The following is a 16,572-nucleotide window of genomic DNA, read 5'->3' as shown; positions in this document are numbered from 1 at the left end:
AAAAATGAAATTACCCCCCCAAGCGATCTGTATACACCCCGCGCGGAAAATGCATATGTTGCCGGGCGTGTTCCCCCCACCTTACCCCAGGTGCAGTACTTTTTTAACACCCACGTCTACCCGCCGGTGGAAGCAGGCAAGTTTTTCCACCACTACCAGGCCAATGGCTGGCGAAAGTCGGGCAAAACGCTGATCACCGACTGGCAGGCCGCTGTCCACAAATGGATACTAAATATTCCCTCTCTTAAAACTGTAACCCATGACAGATACACCAAACAATCAACCGGGCCAGGAGGGCTCCACGTCAATGAAAACAAAAGCTATTCAGAGCCCCTATGACTACTACCTGCTGATGCAGCAGCTGGAAGAGCATGGAAAGAATGTTTACGGGCCTCGTTTCAGGATTGAGGATATTGACCGGCCTGTGGTGATAAAGCTACTGGCTTATTTCCTGCAGGATGAAACGGTGGCAGCAGCGGAAGGGATAGACCTCAACAAGGGCAGGGGCGTATAGGCTGTGGAAAGACCTCGCTCATGACGCTAATGAGGGCATTGGCACCGGAATCGTACAGGCCGCAGATCGTTTCTTGTAGGGATGTTAGTTTTGAATTTGGCAAAATAGGATATGATGTTATTGCGCGGTATGGGAGGAATGCGTTTTTTCCTTATTCTATTATTTCGAGAGTGCATTGCTTTGATGACTTGGGGGTGGAGCAGAATATGAGTTTCTGGGGGAATAGCTGCAATGTAATGGGGGAGATATTGTTCTCACGGTATGATCTGTTGATTTCGAACAAAATGGTTACACATGTAACCACCAATCTCAATAACCCGGAGATTGAAGGAATTTACGGAAATCGGCTACGAAGCAGAATGCGGGCGATGTTTAATCTTGTTACTTTTGATCCGGGAACAGCGGATAAAAGGCGATAAGCTTCGAATAACCATTGAGATTTGCCTAATCATTACTTTCTATTGTTCAGCCTCGTTGTGAGAGAATCAATTATAGGCGGCCAAGGTATGCGAGGAATATCATGATATTGGTTATTGTCTGTATATTGAAGGTAGCATCTTGCAATGGAGGTTCTTTTTGCAGTATAACGGTATTGCTAGAGCGAGATTCTTCCTCCTTCATTGTTCCCTTTCTAACTGTTGCTATGTCAGATAAATTTTTAAGGATAAGATTTATGGCCAGTGATTGTCATCGTAGGACAATTCGCGTCACTACTCAATAGTAAGAGAAGCAATACAGGTAGGTCCCCAACCTATTCAGTTATAAGGATGGATTTCTCTTATTGATGTTGCGTTGAGTATTCTAAATTTAGGGACTTCTCTAACATATTCTTCCTAGAGAGTTTTTTTTTTCAACATAATTTGCTATTACGACGAGCGGTTGTTGGTGATATTGTTATGATATCATTAAGAACCAATTAACGATTTTACTGAATTTTGATTTATAATATTTTACCCCCTTCCTTAAGAATACACCTGCATGTTAAAAAGGTACTATGGTCAAAGCGTTTTTTATAAAATTGGTACCTGACGGTAAGAATAAGTGTAATTGAAGTAAAGCAAAAGAAACATCGGAGCTTATATGCATTTGCAGAATTGTGATCGGGTAGGCACTGGAAAGGAAGATGTTGGCACAAGAAGAAAGTGAAGATTAATGTTCCTTATCGTAATTAAGTGACATTTTTTTTGATCGTTTTGGGAAAATCTACAAACTTCTGGGATGATTTTCGCCGTTGTTTCCATTTGCAAAACATTATAAAATATATAATATTATGGCGCAAGAATTTGCCACGCTTAGGATCAATGCCAAAAGTCTAGGTACAGTATCGCAAGTAATAGGTTTTCTTAGCGATATTGAAAGGGCATATAATAGCCTTTACACGTTTGATTTTATTGTTGAAATAATGGAATATGATAACAAAAGAAAGATAACAATGTTGGAGGATTTTGGGCATCGCAAAGAATTTCGCTATTATGATTTTTACCCCTATCTGAACAACCCACTTCCAAATTTAATAGAGTTACAAAGTAATATTGATATTCAAAATATTACATTGCCAGGAGAACGGCTCAGGCTTTCAAAGATAAACATTCAATCTCCTGGCTTTTGGGAATTCTTTGGGAGCCTTAATCCCTTGCAACAGTTGCGGGAATATCTAAAAGACCGGCATGAAAGAAAGAAGGACAGGGATTTCAGGAACGCTCAAGAGAAGAGACAGGGGGAATTGGATATTTGGGAAAAGGAGGGTAACATTATACGGCAAAGGATTGATACATTGAAAGCTTTGGGATATAATGAAATAGAAATTCGTCAGATGATTGGAGCTCTTGTTATTCAGCCCTTGGAAAGGCTTGGAAGCCATCAGGACTCAGGTTTGATAGAAACGCCATCTAATAGTAATCAGGTGGAGGAGTAAATTGGCAAGTTGGGTTAGTTGAATGGAGATCAACACCTGTAGTGTTTTTATGTATGGTTATGTTTGTGGTAATATGGAAATAACAAGAGAGGTATTGAAACCCTTAATAGCTGGGGTTCAGGGCAATTTGACTGGCGTTGGGGCCGATGATTTGGAACTGGCCTGTACGATTTATGGGCCGTTCGGGACTGACTCTATTAACTGGCAGGATGTTACTAAGTGTATAATGAGGCGTCTACAGGATATTTTGCAAGTAGCCATTAACTCACCTTCCGGGGTACTAAACCGCTGGGATCTTACGGCAGAATATGTATATGAGGCAATTCTTGAGGGCTTCAACAATGACATTTATATCAGTATAACCCAGACTTGGGCTATGTGTGTAGATCATATAGGCCTTCAGTTATCTGAGCAAGATATACGGACAGCCATTAAGTTAGCGAAAGATTATATCCTCATCAACGGTACAGATGATGAGGGGAAGAAACTAACAGAGCGTCATCGCGAGTACTTTGACAGAGGCCAGGCTGCAAAGAGATTGGTAACGCATGGTTGTCTTATTTCCTTAGAAGGTGAACAAATGGAAATTAAGGAGGGCTTAGACCGAGTAGTGACATATATAGAGGAATTGATCGCTCAGGTGGGAGGAATTACTGTTATAAAATACATCTTTGGAAGTCTTTATCGAAAGCAAAATTATCGGATAAATCAGCTTGATAGATACATTTTTCTACATTCATTTGCTGGTCCCGCATACGAGACCCACTTGGTTTTTCCATTTGGTTATATCCTGAATCTGGCGGCCAAATACCCTTATTTTGTAGAGACGGCATTAGATCCAGCCTTTGTCAGCGATAATTTGAAGCAAATTATTGATATAGCTGCTGATTTGTTAATTATCCAGGGTGGGCAACGGAGTAGTGTGTGGGAAGTCCCTTTTCTTAGGCTTTCTGCTATGATAGGTTTTATTACGCGAATGGCTGTATTTGATATCTCCTATGGATTTGTTCAAAGCCAGATACGCAGAGAGTTGCAATTGGTAGGGGCATTACTTTCCTGGCCAGAGATAAAGTTGTTACCTTCTCACTGTGGGTTTAACCTTCTTGAGTATTTGCAGGTGGCAGGCATTATAGAAAGAATGGTGACAGGTAGCCATGGACCTGTGAGACTGAATCGTGCAGATATTACTCTTCAGGCTGCTCGAGCGAAAGTGTCTGATGAAGTTACAAATAGGATTTTAAAGGAACTCTCCCATGAGCCGGGGGAAGTCAACCTGGGATTTGTAAGGCTGCAGGATCAGCAAAAAGTAAACGTATATTTAAAGCCGCTAATAGAGATTTCTCCGCAATCATACCTCATGTACGATAGAAACTGGAGCGCACCCGGATTCTTTGAGGTGATGTACGGATTGGTAAAAAAGATTGTTGCTGGTGCAGATCGTCAGATAGGCATACATCTAGAAAAACATGTAAGATATTTGTTGGCTCAAAAGGGCATGAAGGTACATCATGGAAATTTTAAGAACAATAAGCAGGTTGAAGGTGATTGTGATGTACTGGTGGAAACCGCAGATACCATCATACTAATAGAGGTGAAAAAGAGTCCGTTAACCAGAAAAGCACAAAGCGGCCTGGATCATCATGTGATTACTGATCTGGCAGAAACCCTAATAAAGGCTCAGGAGCAGATGGGTAAAATTGAGATACGGTTGCGTGATTATGGCTTTATCGACTTAGAGCAATCTGATGAAACGCTAAAACGAGTACAATGGGAAGGGCGAAAAATAGAGAAAATAGCTTTAAGTCATCAAGATTTTTATAGCTTCCAGGATCAGGTTTTTGTGGATAGGTTTTTGTCTTTGTTGCTCGATGTCACTTTTACACCGAAAGCTGATCTGCAGCTCACTGCGGGTGTGCGTAATAAGTTTATCAACCTTAACAAAAGTTGTCAGCGTATCACGGAACAAGTTCTAACGATAGGCCCCGACGACCCCAGGATTGATCGACCATTTATTGATACCTGGTTTCTAAGCCTTCCAATGCTCGAACTGTTACTGGAAGGTGTTAGTAGTGCCGCTGAGTTTTTAACGAATTTGCAAACAACTAAGCATATGACTTTCGGTAGCGGTAGTTTTTACTACGAATACTTCACGATGAAGCAGGCCAGAAAAACCGCTTCCTGAAAAACAGCTTCTATTTTGAAGTTATTTCCACTTATTATTCTGTTTTTCTAAGATTTTTTTTATGTAATCGCCTTCAACTTTCAGGTGATCTGGAGATAAAACATCTGCTGTGACCCAAGGTTGTTTCTTGGTATAGCTGCGTCGGGTTATGCAAACAATCTGCTGTAAATTTAATTTCTTATACAGATGTTGGACCATCTCTGGTTCATAAATAGTATCCACCGGAAACATACCCATTTGAATTTCCGGTAGCGACTCACTATCAAGAAAGAAAATTTGATTTGGGTAGTCGGAATTTTGGTGTTGCTCCTTTTTTTCTTTTAAAGCAATTTCCAGGTTTTTGTAGATTTTATTTCGCGGAATTGGGAAATTCACCATAACCTTCATAAGGTACCTGGTAATAATTCCAGGAATTTCAACCTTAGGAGGTTTTAGGTGAAAAAGCACATCAAATGTTTTCTTTTGTTTTAACTCAATCAGGGTGGCAAGGTCAAAATTTACAACATGGAATGAACCAAAGTCATCATCTATATGATAGTCTATGGTATGTAGACTAGAGAGTTCATTAAATGATTTAAAGTATTGGTTTATTTTTTCTTCAAAGTTTTTGGCGTGTTTAGCTTCTACAGGCTTTTTGATGGTAATCGTGCCTATCATACCAAAACCTTTGTTGAGCTGTTGCACAGAAGTATAGATATATGTCATTAATCTCCGGAGTATGTCTAGATGATGCAACCTGGGCATAAATATTTTACGACATTCAAATAAAAACGGTTTGTTAGATAAGACCAAATCTCCCTCCAGCTCCTTAGTTCCAACCATTATTTTTTTTCTGTTAGTTATTTTGTTGTAATCTAAGAGCCTAAAGACATATAGCTCGTAAAAGAAAGTTCTCAAATTCTGTGGGTTTTTCTTTAAGTAAGCCATGTCTTTTTGTAGGGAAGTATCCAACGTTTGTGAATAGTCAATAAGCAGGGCTATATCGTAAAGTGCCCAGATGCACCTTAATTCGTTATGGCTCACAAGTAAAGAGAAGGTCCAACTGATTTTATCAATTGGCCGGTCTTGTCCTACATTCACAATGAAAAATTTTAAACCAAAGAAAATTAAAAACTTGTCAAATATGAACTGAATTTTTTCCCTCGATATTTGTTGGTTTATATTTAATGGGGAAGAGATGACTAGCGCCTCTTTGTACCACTCTTCAAGTAAGTTTTTTTTCATTTAATCTCTATTTAGCCTCCATAATGATATAGGAAAATAACTGTTCTATATTTAAAAGATAAACATTAGAGTTAGAACAAAGTTCTTCAGAAAAATGGATCTACTGGTTTCTATTTTCATAATCCACAGTAGTAAGAAGAATTTTTGTGAGAATATTAGAGTATGCTGTACCCAATGCTAAATTGGAAGAGTACTATTTCCTGTCTTTCTTCCATCTTTCAACCAGGATAGTAAACTGCAGCCAGATTTCGGGATCGTTTATATTGCTCCTTCTCATAGTAATTAAGTCTATATAATCTTCGTAGAATTCAAAGAAAATTCTTCTGAAAAACTTTTTCATAAATAATTCATCCATAATTTCTTCATTTACTGCGACCGATATTGATTCAAGATAATTCAATATGGAAACCAGAGCTTTTTTATACTCAATATTTTCGTTTTTATCGAGGGCTTCCATAAAATCAAGGGTACCTTTTCCTAGAAGTTTAAATTCTTCCTTATCTTCAAAGGTTAAGCAAGTTTCATAGTATCCCATCATAACAGGAGTATACCATACTTCCATTACCTTATATGTAGTTAAGAATTTCTGTATTCTCATGTCATACCGATTTTGACTTTGGTTAGACTCATAGGTAAGAATTGAATACATTAATCCGATGATTACCAGACCGCCAGTTATTATCTTTACTAGTTCAGATACTTTCAGATCTGGCTCTTCATGTTTTAAGTAGCATGATAGAATAGCCAATATTATTACTAAAATTAGAAGTAGTATCAACCTAATGGTTTTCTTTTCAAGCGAAATTGAAGGTGATCTTGAATCGTTCATAATTGAGGGAATATAGAGGTCTGATGGGATTAATTTAAGCCTGCACATATTTTATTTATAGTTTGGCTATGACAGCAATAGCTGTTTACTCAGCTGTACTAAATGGTCTTCTGGCGAGGCGTTGGAGTTATTATATTGTATTGGGATAATAACCATATTCAGGTGATCTTCGGTGTTCTTGTTATTTTCCATATCCCATTCTTTTTGAATAGCTACCAGTCGTTGAGCGGTGTTCAGATCGAAAAGCTCAGGTCAGGGAAGCCCCCTTAACTTCGCTATTAGCCAAAGTAAGGGGGGCACATTCACCTCTACGTAGGGGGGTAAATGCCTTGTTATCGCCGTAATCTTGTACGATCATGTAAAGCTGCGGGATTAGTTCAAAGCCAGTGTATACGGGAAGCAATCGATAATCAGATTGCTGTCTGCCGTCTTTTGAATGGACAGATTCTCCAATCAAATACATCACAGTTGAACGGTCATATAGTTCAACACTTTCATCATGATGGTACTCGTCAGAGGGATTGGCCCAACAAAAGCATTTACTTTCGTCGTCAAAAGTCATGGGATTCCAGTCATTGCTGACACTGTTTTTTCCCATAACGATAAAATATTTCGGACTAAATTTCTTTTTGTCTATCTGGCAGAACAACTTTTTCATACATTTAATTTTTAACCATTTAGTGACTTATATACACAGTAATATGGAGAAGTGTACTATGTCTGTAGATGGACGAAGGAGACATTTTCTTCAGAGTAGGAGGGGAGCGAGTCGGTTTACTTATCTTTCTTTCCAGTTTTCTTTTTGTTTAGCTGTTCCAACCAATGTTCATATGGGGCATTTTTCTCCGCGACAGGTGACCAGCCTTGTCGTTCGTCTGGGTAACGTGGAGCCCAAGATCTTGGAGGTGGTAGTGCAAGTACCTCATCGACTGCTTTCATTATCTCTGGAGAAACTTTTTTTTGCGGATCTATATTAATTAACCACGGCAAACCTTCGTTTGTGAATTTTGGCTCTCCGCTACGGGCAATAATCTGACAATGGCGTAATTCTGTATTTCAGCGTCTTTCTTGGAATAATTATCTACTGCTAACTCTAGTTCGTATGATAAACCTGTTAGAGATTCAAGGTCACCTAGCCTCTTTTCTATTTCTTGAATACTTTTGTCAATTTCAATATTCTTCGAACCTAGTATTGTGAACGGTTTAATTGAGCCATCATCATTGTGAAGCCAGCTCAGATTAGCCCGAACAAAATCAGAGTTGTATACTCGAACTTGTATATTCTCATCTACCAAAGTATTGTGAGTGATTGTACTTTTATCCGTTTTAAAAACGGTAAAGTTTGCGTTTGGGAAGTTTGGATGGAGTGCTTTATCTTCTAGGCATTTAAATACTCGTGAAAATGTCGTTTTGCCTGAATAGTTTCTACCGTATATAATATTTATTCTTTTAAAGACTTCGTTGTCTGCATTTCCAACATTAAATTTCCAGTCGTAATTTTTAAATAAACCAAAATTTTGAATATCAATTTTACTTATCATAAATGGAGCGGTAAAGGGTGCAAAAAATTACATGACAGACGATATTATGAAAAAAGGTTGGTCGAAGTGTTTATAAATATTAAATTATAAAAAATAAAATATAATTCAATGTTATGTATTTCTTAGGTTACATAGTAGACATATGAAAGGAAAATAGTAATTTACTGTTGAAGGATCTGTGTTATGAAAAAGACTTTGCTGCGTTTGGCGTCCTTTGCCACTTTTGATCTCCCCTGTAACTTCGGCTATAGTAAGCTACTACTGCGTACAATGTTAATACGCAGATGATGTCGGGGTTAAATGCGACTGGTATATTAATCAGATAAAAATGAAATATGAGCGAAGAAAATTTTCCGCCACCCCTCCATAATTGTCCATTAATGCTTATCTTATCTTGATTTTAACCCAAACCAATCTAAATCTTGCATTATGAACAACCTTATGTTTAAGCTATTTGTCATGGGAGCAAGCTGCCTGATGTTACTGACTAATTGTAAGAAGGACAATGAAAACACCGTGCTATTGGATAAATCCCAGGGGGCTAACACACAAGTCAATGGCCCCGGTATTTCCAGCCTATTATTTAATGGCGATGCAGCCAACGGCGTCGCTAATGTATGGAAAGACATTAACGTGGAACAAAACGGATCGGTGACAACGGTCACAGATGAAACCGGGACCTTATGCTGGAAGTTTTTAAAACCAGTAGGGTCTCATCGCGCCGAAGGACATGGAGCCAAGAACTTTCAGGCCCTGGAAGGATCGGAGATTTATATCGGCTGGACCAGCAAGATTTACATCCCGGTATCGTTAAAAACAGAGGCGGTATTTCAATGGAAATCTTATCCCACCGCTACGGCCAGCGCCAATCATCCTTTGATGTTGCATACGGTGAATGGTCATCTGGAGTTGCAGTATTTTGACGAAAACCACGTGGCTACCGTGCTCTGGTCCATTCCCATTTCTTCCGGCACCTGGCAGAAATTTGTCATTCACATGAAAGTGTCTAAAAGTGATGCCATCGGATTTGTAGAATTCTGGTACAACGGCGTAAAGCAAACATTGTCCAATGGCAGCCAACACATGGCTTGCAGAACATTGGACAGCGATTTTTGTGATCCTAAATGGGGTGTTTACGGCGGAGATACCGCTCAGGTAACACATATCGTAAAGGGAATCCGTATCGCTTCTACTTATGCAGATGCCGCACAATAAATTACATTTGGAGAACTTTATGGTACGCCACGCTCCATTTACATAGGAAAATGCACATTGTATAAAGTCATTCTACAGTGCTCCTTTTATTTCAAAAACAGCAGCATATTTTGAAGGACGCTGAGCAGGAACCAGGAACGTCAATTTTTCGTCTGTTTGCTGGAAGGTTACTTTTTTCCCATCCATCATTTTTATTGACCTGATCTTCTTTGGACACTGTTTTGATTTGAAGCCTAATGTTGGAAGTGCGATCTCACCTTCGGTTGGGTTCAACACAAAAACATACAAAATTTCACCTTTAGTTGTAAATCTAACCTCGTCATTTCCATATGCCGGACTTTTAATGGTTCGCTGATTAAACTGTTCTGATTCTGCTTGTTTTTTCAATGCTTCCAAATCGGCATTGGCAATATTAGTGGCGCGTTTTAAAACAGAATTTAGATTATCTCCATACACTTTCCATGGTTTACTTGCATAAATTGCAGCACTGTTTTTATTAACCCAAGCTCCAACTTCGTCAAGAATTGCTTTTTCATCGGCTGAAAGGCTTCCATTAGGCAAAAGCTCAACATTGAGCAATAAATTCCCATTTTTACTATTCACATCTGCCATCATTTCGATAATTGTTTGGGCATTGTGAACCATTTCCCGGTCTTTTTTATAGAACCATCCGCTACTAGTTGTAATAATACCTTGCCAGGGTTTTGGATTGATTTCGTTTGAGGTCCCGCATTCAATATCCTTTACAATGGCATCATCATCAGAAATTTTACCTGCTGCAACGGCCATAATTTTACCGTTTTTCTTTAGGCTGTTCTCAAATAAAGTACGGCAAACCTCTTTTCCTGGTTCACCATATGGAAAACCATAACCATCGTACCAAATCATATCCACATCGTATTTTGTGACTAATTCTTTATGGCGCAATACCCATGTTTTTTTCATGTTTGCAATCCATTCAGGCGTTCTTTTGGCAGGTGGTAATCCATATAAGTCGGCTGGATCAAGACCCTCCCACCATAAACCTTTCCCATCTTCTTTAGTCAGATTTCCATCATAGGGAACCCCTTTCAATGGTCCGGATTTATCCGAACCAAAGGCCGGAAGCCACCAATTCAAATAACGGTCATCGTGTGAACTCACGGCAAAAGGCATCTTGTATTTTCGTGCCGATTTTCTAAAGTCTCCTACAATGTCCCGTTTAGGACCAACATTTACAGAATTCCATTTTTGATAGGTCGAATTGAAATTGTCAAAATGATCATGATGAACGGCCAAAATCATAAAATATTTAGCACCCATTTCTTTGAAATATTTCATCAAAGCATCAGGATCTAGCTTTTCAGCCTTCCAGGATTGAAGCACTTCTTTGTAACCGAATTTGGATGGATGCCCATATTGTCTTAATTGATTAGGGTAAGCATCTTTTCCGAAGGTTTCACCACCCACATCCTGCATATACATATGACGTGCATACCAGCCGCCGCCATTATCGGGTTGAGACTGTCCTCCCCAATGCAGCCAAATCCCAAAACGGGCTTCGGTGTACCATGCAGGAAACTCATAGTTTTGTTTTAACTCTTCCCAGGACTTTTCTTTTTCCTGAGCATAGGAAGAGGTAATTGAGCATAAAATTGTCAAACTCAAATACAATGCACATTTGAATGTTATGGAGTGAAAAATTTGAAATGGTTTATTTATCATTTTGTTTGATGTCAATGTGTGTGTCTTGCTGGTTTTATAGAAGATGGAAGGCAAAGCTGGCAGTGATCCGGTTACCACTAAACCTGTAGTTGTGTCTCGGATTACTAACCAATTGTAAATCGATCCTCAAATTAAATGATTTTGAACCGCTAAAATTTGTTCAATATTGCCTAATGATGATGCTTTTTTGCTTACACAACAACACAAAGAGGAAACTACCTCACTGGATCAAAATTATTTTACATAATTAAAAACTTGTAGAAGCTTATTTTACAAGTTTTTTTTCTCACCACCACCATCACCTTCACCTCCCCGTAAATCCGCATAGTGCCGGATGAATTGTTTTCGGTATTGTTTAATAAAAAAAGCCGGTTTCTACTGACGAGAAACCGGCTTTCCATGTTGCTATTTCATTAATGATTCATTGCATTTCCAGTGAGGTTTTTGTTGTTGTCTAATTCGGCCTGTGGGAAGGGATAGTACATCGCTTTGGGGGTCCATCCTATAGCCTTAAGTGGTGCCAGCCATTGTGGATCAGCCATGCCCCATCGGAGTAAGTCGAAGTAGCGCTGGTATTCGCCACAGAATTCTACAAATCTCTCGTGCTGAATAATATTTTTGATATTATTGAGTCTGATACCATTGATGGTTGTATCTTTTGCGAGAAGACCGTCTACATCAGGGATGGTACCTGGCGAATGCTGATACCAGAGTTGCGGTTGTTCAGAGGGCACCACTAAATTAGCGCGCTGCCTCACCATATTGATGTATAGTTTTGCGCTGGCCGCGTTTCCTGCTTCATTGAGACATTCGGCATATAATAGCAGTACGTCTGCATATCTTAAAAGGCGGTCGTTGATGCCATCATCAAAGTCGGCCGTCTGTTTATCCGGGCAGTATTTGCGTGTACCGTATAGATCCTTGTTGGTAGCCAGATGTGCCATCCAATAGTTATAATCTGTTACTTTACCATCGATCTGCGTATAGAAGGCGCCGTTGTCGCAGAATAGCGTCATATATTTACGCGGATCACCGGGCTCGAACTCATTATATGTTTTTTTGTTGGGTGCGAGGTTCCACCATGCTCCGCCGGTACCGTCATAGATGCCGATCTCCTGCCATCTCCAGGAGTCGGACATATCATCGCCCAGCCATCCTGGCCCGTTGTGCATTTGTACTTCAAAAACTGATTCGGGATTATTTTCAGTAGCTTCCAGGGAGTTGTCACGGAAATTATTTACCAGGCTGTATTCTTTGCTATCTATTACAATTTTCAGTTGTTCCTGTGCTTTCGCAAATTCTGCCGGCTTGCCAACTTCCAGTATAGGGCGGTACATATAAGCCTTTGCCAGGTAGGACTGCGCAGCGCCTTTAGTGGCCCTTCCTATGAAGGCGGCGTTGCTGTACAATTCACTTCTGAGTGGGAGAAAGCCTGCCGCCTGTTGGAAATCACTGATTATAAGTGCATAGATCTCGCCGGGTTTGGAATTTGTCGGGTAGTAATCCGCATTGCTTTTCACAGGGGTTTTGATCAGGGGAACTGTTTCACCAAACAGCATTACCAGATGCATATAAAGTAAGCCGCGGAGAAAATGTGCTTCTCCCAACAATCTTGATTTCTGTTTATCATCTATGTGCCCTGTAAAAGCATTGATCCTGTCGATGGCCATATTGGCGGCGAAAATACCGTTCCACATATCTTTCCAGCTACCGGCGGCCATACCATCGCTGGAAGGCGTGTTATAGGTATCCTGGTACATGGGTTCCCATTTGAAGGTATGGTTGAAGTCATCACCGGGAGCCAGCAGTTCGTAGTAAAAAGAGCGGGCATAGCCACCCTGCACTTTACCGATGAGCGCCTGGTATGCCGGGATAACCGCTGCTTCCAGCTGGGCAGGTGTTTTATAATAGGTATCTATGGAAAGTTCCTGCGGGTTATTAAGATCCATATCAGGTTTGCAGCTGTAGGTCATCATTGCAGCGGCAAGTACGCAGGTATATACATTGAATTTTTTCATCTTAAAGCATTTATTGGTTTACGACTAAAAGGAGACCTGCATACCGAAGAAGAATTCACGGGTATTGGTGAAGGTCAGTCCCCATGGCGTTTGTGCATCTATACCGCGATTCAGGTTATAGCGGCCATTGCTTAAGCTGTTGTCGGAGGCCACTTCAGGATCATAACCTGAGTATTTGGTAAACGTGAACAGATTTTTACCGCCAACGTAGAAGCGGATGAAATCTATTTTATACCTGTTCAGTAAAGATGTCGGGAGTGTATAGCCTATGGTAAGGGTTTTCAGCCGGAGGTAGGAGCCGTCTTCTATAAACCTGTCGGATACACGAAGATTTTTATTAGGATCTCCTAACACCGCACGTGGCATATTGGTAGCTGTATTTTTAGGGTAGGTGGTTTTAACGCCGGAGACAGGGTTGGTAAATACCAGGTCTTCCGCGCGGTAGCGGTCGAGCGTAGAGGAGAAGTTGTTATAATAGTGGTACATACCTTCTCCCCAGTATTTGCTGTTGTTATAGATGTCGTTGCCGTAGGAACCCTGCCATATCATGGAGAGATCGAAGGTACCGGCTTTTGAAGCATAGCTGACATCTGTGGTAAATCCGCCGCTGAAGCGTGGGATAGGATTCCCGATAAAGGCTTTGTCGGCAGCATTGATAGCGCCGTCGTGGTTACGGTCTACGAAGCGAACGTCGCCCAGTGCAGCATTCGGAGCGAAGGCTTTATCGGCGTCCAGTTGTTCTTTGTTTTTGTATAAACCGTCGGTGACGTATCCCCAGAACTGACCGATGGAATTACCAACAGCGGTACGGGTCACGTTTTCACCGCCAGGGTTTACGCCTCCTGCCAGGATTTCATTACCATTACCCAGGCCTAACACTTTATTATTTACCGTTGAGAGGTTGGCGCCTACGGCATAGGTAAATTTCCCCACTGTATTTTTATAATTGACGAGGAATTCCCATCCTTTGTTACTGATACTACCTGCGTTCAATATCGGGAAATTGTCCAGGTATCCGGCGGTGTAGGAGATAGGAACATTCACCAGCATGTCGGCGGTTTTCTTATTGAAATAGTCTACCGTTACCGATAGCTTATTATTAAACAGGGAGAGGTCGATACCGAGGTCGGTGGAGTTCTGGCTTTCCCATTTAACATTTGGATTGGCCGGTGTGGCAGGGAGGGCGCCGGTAACCATGACATCATTGAGATAATACCATACATGGTCGAAGCTGACCGTACTCTGATATTGGTATGGACTGATATCGGAGTTGCCTAATTTTCCGTAGCTGCCTCTGATTTTCAGGTCGGAGATGAAAGGTATGGATTTCATGAAGTTTTCCTGGCTTACTCTCCATGCTGCAGAGAAGGAAGGGAAGTTACCGTATCTGTTTGCCTTACCGAAATTCGCGGAGGCGTCGCGGCGGAAGTTGGCGGTGAGCATGTACTTACTATCGTAGGCATAGTTGATCCGGCCTAACAGGGAGTACATGGCGGTCCGTCCTACACCTGATCCAACCACACGTGAAGAGGTAAGCTGAGCGAGGCCCAGGATCAGCAGATCGGGACTAGGCAGCGATCTGGCGCCGGCATTTACAGCGCGGTATTCGGAATTTTCGGAGGTGATACCTGCCAGTGCGCTGATGTTATGTTTTTTTATCTGGCGGTCGTATGAAAGGGTATTTTCGTAGAGATACCTGTTGTTTTGTGCAGTGGAGATGGAGAGTTCGTCCGGATCGTGGTTCTGATATTGACCTACGGAGTAGGCGGAGATATAATTCTGCGTACGGTTCCTGTAAAAGTCGATACCCATATTGAATTTATAACGGAGGCCCGGAATAAATTCGTAAGACACCCATCCATTACCATTGGCGCCTATTGTTTCAGACTCGTTGGCGTTGAGGTAGGCATTGGCCAGGGCGCTGGCCACATCGGTACCATTACCTGCTCCTGCGAACCCTGTGGTGCTGTTAGGGTCGTAGATCGGCAAAGTAGAAGACCATTTCTGTGCATCAATAATATTTTTATTACTCCAGTTTCTGAGGTTGCGGCTGAGTGAAAAAGTTTCACCGGCTTTTAACTTACCCTTTGTAAAATCGGATATGAACTGAATGCCATAATTTTTATAAGCATCTTTTATGATAACAGGCTTATCTGTAGCATAGTTGGTATTGATACGGAAGCGGGCATTTTCGTTACCGCCGGAAATGGCCAGGTTATGTTTCTGGTAGCCTCCTGTTCTCAGCAGGGCGTCTACCATGTTATATCCTTTCCCGATTTTGGTGGGATCTGATAAGGCAGGGAGGTAATCCGTGCGGGAAGGGTTTTGGTTATACATTTCTTCGTTGATCAGTTCCGCTAGTTGCTGACCATTGAGGAGGCCAACATTATGCGACATCTCCTTGGTACCACCATAGCCATTATAGTCAATTTTTGTTTTGCCGGCGGCGCCTCGTTTGGTGGTTACCAGCACAACGCCGTTTGCACCTCTGGCTCCATAGATGGCGCAGGAAGCGGCATCTTTCAGCACCTGGATGCTTTCTATGTTATTTTCGTCCGGCATGGCGCCACCGATCATACCGTCTACCACGTAGAGTGGGTCTGTATTGTTGATAGATCCTACTCCTCTGATCCTGATCTTATCGCCGGTGATTTGTACGCCTGGCACCTGGCTTTGCATGGCTGCCTGGAAACCACCGGGCACCTTCAGCAGGTCCTTGGGATTTACTGTTGCAATGGAGGAAGACAGGTCCGCTTTTTTCTGGGTACCATATCCTATGACTATTACCTCGTTCAGGGCTTTGGTGTTTTCTATTAGTACAACATCTACCACATTACGTCCGTTGAGGGATATCTCCTGTGTTTGATATCCCATGAGGGAAACGATCAGTGTTGCCTGCGTGTTGGGGGCATTTAAAGTAAATCTGCCTGCACGGTCAGTAAAGGCGCCGGTGGAGGTTCCTTTTACCATGACGTTGGCCATTTCAAGCGGTTCCCCTTTTTCATTTTTAATGGAACCGGAAATCCCAATCAACTTGCTGGTATTGGCAGCAGGCGCCATGGCATAGGCTCCTTCTGCCCGGAGCGTGTTGCTGGTCAATAGTAAAATGGAGGCAGCAAGCATCAGGCGGCAGGTAGTGGAAATACCAAACCCCAGGTGGAATTTTGCATGACCTGGTCCTGCCAGGCTGCTGGATAACACTAATTTCATAAAATAAATTGTTGTATTTACCCCACTATAGTATGGTCTTTATACGTACCTAAGTTGGTACGTACAGGAGAGACGTATAGTTTCATAACGGGACTATTAAATAAAATCAGAAGTATTTCATAACGCTTCATTCCCTCCGGAAGGGTGATGAAACAAATATACCGTGGATGCTGAACAATAGCATTCAAAAGCAGATATTTCGGTTTAACTTTTAGATAAT

The 16,572-nt window shown here is 41.4% G+C and carries 13 protein-coding genes; 4 read left to right on the top strand and 9 right to left on the bottom strand.

The genetic code is table 11. The features are described from left to right. Nucleotides 1–81: 81 nt before the first annotated feature. Nucleotides 82–219, bottom strand: a complete 138-nt coding sequence (locus tag AC5ZC7_RS19405; protein ID WP_496157241.1) for a hypothetical protein — start codon at nt 217–219, stop codon at nt 82–84. A gap of 40 nt (nt 220–259) precedes the next feature. Between AC5ZC7_RS19405 and AC5ZC7_RS19400 the strand changes: the two genes are divergently transcribed. The 3 genes from AC5ZC7_RS19400 (at nt 260) to AC5ZC7_RS19390 (ending at nt 4,611) form a co-directional block, all read left to right on the top strand. Further along, on the top strand, nt 260–514 hold the full coding sequence (locus tag AC5ZC7_RS19400) for a hypothetical protein (RefSeq protein ID WP_496157242.1): 255 nt from the start codon (nt 260–262) through the stop codon (nt 512–514). Between the two features lie 1,270 nt (nt 515–1,784). Next, on the top strand, nt 1,785–2,429 hold the full coding sequence (locus AC5ZC7_RS19395) for a hypothetical protein (RefSeq protein WP_496157243.1): 645 nt from the start codon (nt 1,785–1,787) through the stop codon (nt 2,427–2,429). A 22-nt stretch (nt 2,430–2,451) separates the two neighbouring features. Then, nucleotides 2,452–4,611, top strand: a complete 2,160-nt coding sequence (locus tag AC5ZC7_RS19390) for a hypothetical protein (RefSeq protein ID WP_496157244.1) — start codon at nt 2,452–2,454, stop codon at nt 4,609–4,611. 21 nt (nt 4,612–4,632) lie between these two features. On the opposite strand, the gene AC5ZC7_RS19385 is transcribed toward AC5ZC7_RS19390, so the two are convergent. The 5 genes from AC5ZC7_RS19385 to AC5ZC7_RS19365 all read right to left on the bottom strand — a co-directional run bounded on the left by AC5ZC7_RS19385 (nt 4,633) and on the right by AC5ZC7_RS19365 (nt 8,205). After that, the gene (locus AC5ZC7_RS19385) at nt 4,633–5,835 is read right to left on the bottom strand and encodes a hypothetical protein (RefSeq protein WP_496157245.1); all 1,203 of its coding nucleotides are present in this window, start codon (nt 5,833–5,835) and stop codon (nt 4,633–4,635) included. Nucleotides 5,836–6,028: 193 nt separating this feature from the next. After that, on the bottom strand, nt 6,029–6,664 hold the full coding sequence (locus AC5ZC7_RS19380) for a DUF4760 domain-containing protein (RefSeq protein ID WP_496157246.1): 636 nt from the start codon (nt 6,662–6,664) through the stop codon (nt 6,029–6,031). Between the two features lie 66 nt (nt 6,665–6,730). Further along, nucleotides 6,731–6,856: a hypothetical protein gene (locus AC5ZC7_RS19375; protein ID WP_496157247.1), complete on the bottom strand. Its 126-nt coding sequence runs from the start codon at nt 6,854–6,856 to the stop codon at nt 6,731–6,733. A gap of 55 nt (nt 6,857–6,911) precedes the next feature. After that, on the bottom strand, nt 6,912–7,322 hold the full coding sequence (locus AC5ZC7_RS19370; RefSeq protein WP_496157248.1) for a hypothetical protein: 411 nt from the start codon (nt 7,320–7,322) through the stop codon (nt 6,912–6,914). 319 nt (nt 7,323–7,641) lie between these two features. After that, nucleotides 7,642–8,205: an AAA family ATPase gene (locus AC5ZC7_RS19365; RefSeq protein ID WP_496157249.1), complete on the bottom strand. Its 564-nt coding sequence runs from the start codon at nt 8,203–8,205 to the stop codon at nt 7,642–7,644. A 429-nt stretch (nt 8,206–8,634) separates the two neighbouring features. On the opposite strand from AC5ZC7_RS19365, the gene AC5ZC7_RS19360 reads away from it, so the two are divergent. Then, a complete protein-coding gene (locus AC5ZC7_RS19360) occupies nt 8,635–9,420 on the top strand; it encodes a heparin lyase I family protein (RefSeq protein WP_496157250.1) in 786 nt (261 codons plus the stop codon). A 72-nt stretch (nt 9,421–9,492) separates the two neighbouring features. On the opposite strand, the gene AC5ZC7_RS19355 is transcribed toward AC5ZC7_RS19360, so the two are convergent. The 3 genes from AC5ZC7_RS19355 to AC5ZC7_RS19345 all read right to left on the bottom strand — a co-directional run bounded on the left by AC5ZC7_RS19355 (nt 9,493) and on the right by AC5ZC7_RS19345 (nt 16,352). After that, nucleotides 9,493–11,067, bottom strand: a complete 1,575-nt coding sequence (locus AC5ZC7_RS19355) for an alpha-L-fucosidase (protein ID WP_496157251.1) — start codon at nt 11,065–11,067, stop codon at nt 9,493–9,495. Between the two features lie 470 nt (nt 11,068–11,537). Further along, the gene (locus AC5ZC7_RS19350) at nt 11,538–13,142 is read right to left on the bottom strand and encodes a RagB/SusD family nutrient uptake outer membrane protein (protein WP_496157252.1); all 1,605 of its coding nucleotides are present in this window, start codon (nt 13,140–13,142) and stop codon (nt 11,538–11,540) included. Between the two features lie 24 nt (nt 13,143–13,166). Next, complete coding sequence (locus tag AC5ZC7_RS19345; protein WP_496157253.1) at nt 13,167–16,352, bottom strand: SusC/RagA family TonB-linked outer membrane protein; 3,186 nt, start codon at nt 16,350–16,352, stop codon at nt 13,167–13,169. Between the last annotated feature and the right edge of the window lie 220 nt (nt 16,353–16,572).

Source organism: Chitinophaga sp. 9-1-y, from assembly GCF_059511905.2.
The sequence above is the reverse complement of the archived record's forward strand: the minus strand, read 5'-3'. Positions and strand labels throughout refer to the sequence as shown.

Coding starts and splice junctions, on each gene's coding strand:
- AC5ZC7_RS19380 (WP_496157246.1), bottom strand. CDS start 6,664: ATGAACGATTCAAGATCACCTTCAATTTCGCTTGAAAAGAAAACCATT.
- AC5ZC7_RS19390 (WP_496157244.1), top strand. CDS start 2,452: ATGGAGATCAACACCTGTAGTGTTTTTATGTATGGTTATGTTTGTGGT.
- AC5ZC7_RS19370 (WP_496157248.1), bottom strand. CDS start 7,322: ATGAAAAAGTTGTTCTGCCAGATAGACAAAAAGAAATTTAGTCCGAAA.
- AC5ZC7_RS19395 (WP_496157243.1), top strand. CDS start 1,785: ATGGCGCAAGAATTTGCCACGCTTAGGATCAATGCCAAAAGTCTAGGT.
- AC5ZC7_RS19400 (WP_496157242.1), top strand. CDS start 260: ATGACAGATACACCAAACAATCAACCGGGCCAGGAGGGCTCCACGTCA.
- AC5ZC7_RS19385 (WP_496157245.1), bottom strand. CDS start 5,835: ATGAAAAAAAACTTACTTGAAGAGTGGTACAAAGAGGCGCTAGTCATC.
- AC5ZC7_RS19350 (WP_496157252.1), bottom strand. CDS start 13,142: ATGAAAAAATTCAATGTATATACCTGCGTACTTGCCGCTGCAATGATG.
- AC5ZC7_RS19365 (WP_496157249.1), bottom strand. CDS start 8,205: ATGATAAGTAAAATTGATATTCAAAATTTTGGTTTATTTAAAAATTAC.
- AC5ZC7_RS19345 (WP_496157253.1), bottom strand. CDS start 16,352: ATGAAATTAGTGTTATCCAGCAGCCTGGCAGGACCAGGTCATGCAAAA.
- AC5ZC7_RS19375 (WP_496157247.1), bottom strand. CDS start 6,856: ATGGAAAATAACAAGAACACCGAAGATCACCTGAATATGGTTATTATC.
- AC5ZC7_RS19360 (WP_496157250.1), top strand. CDS start 8,635: ATGAACAACCTTATGTTTAAGCTATTTGTCATGGGAGCAAGCTGCCTG.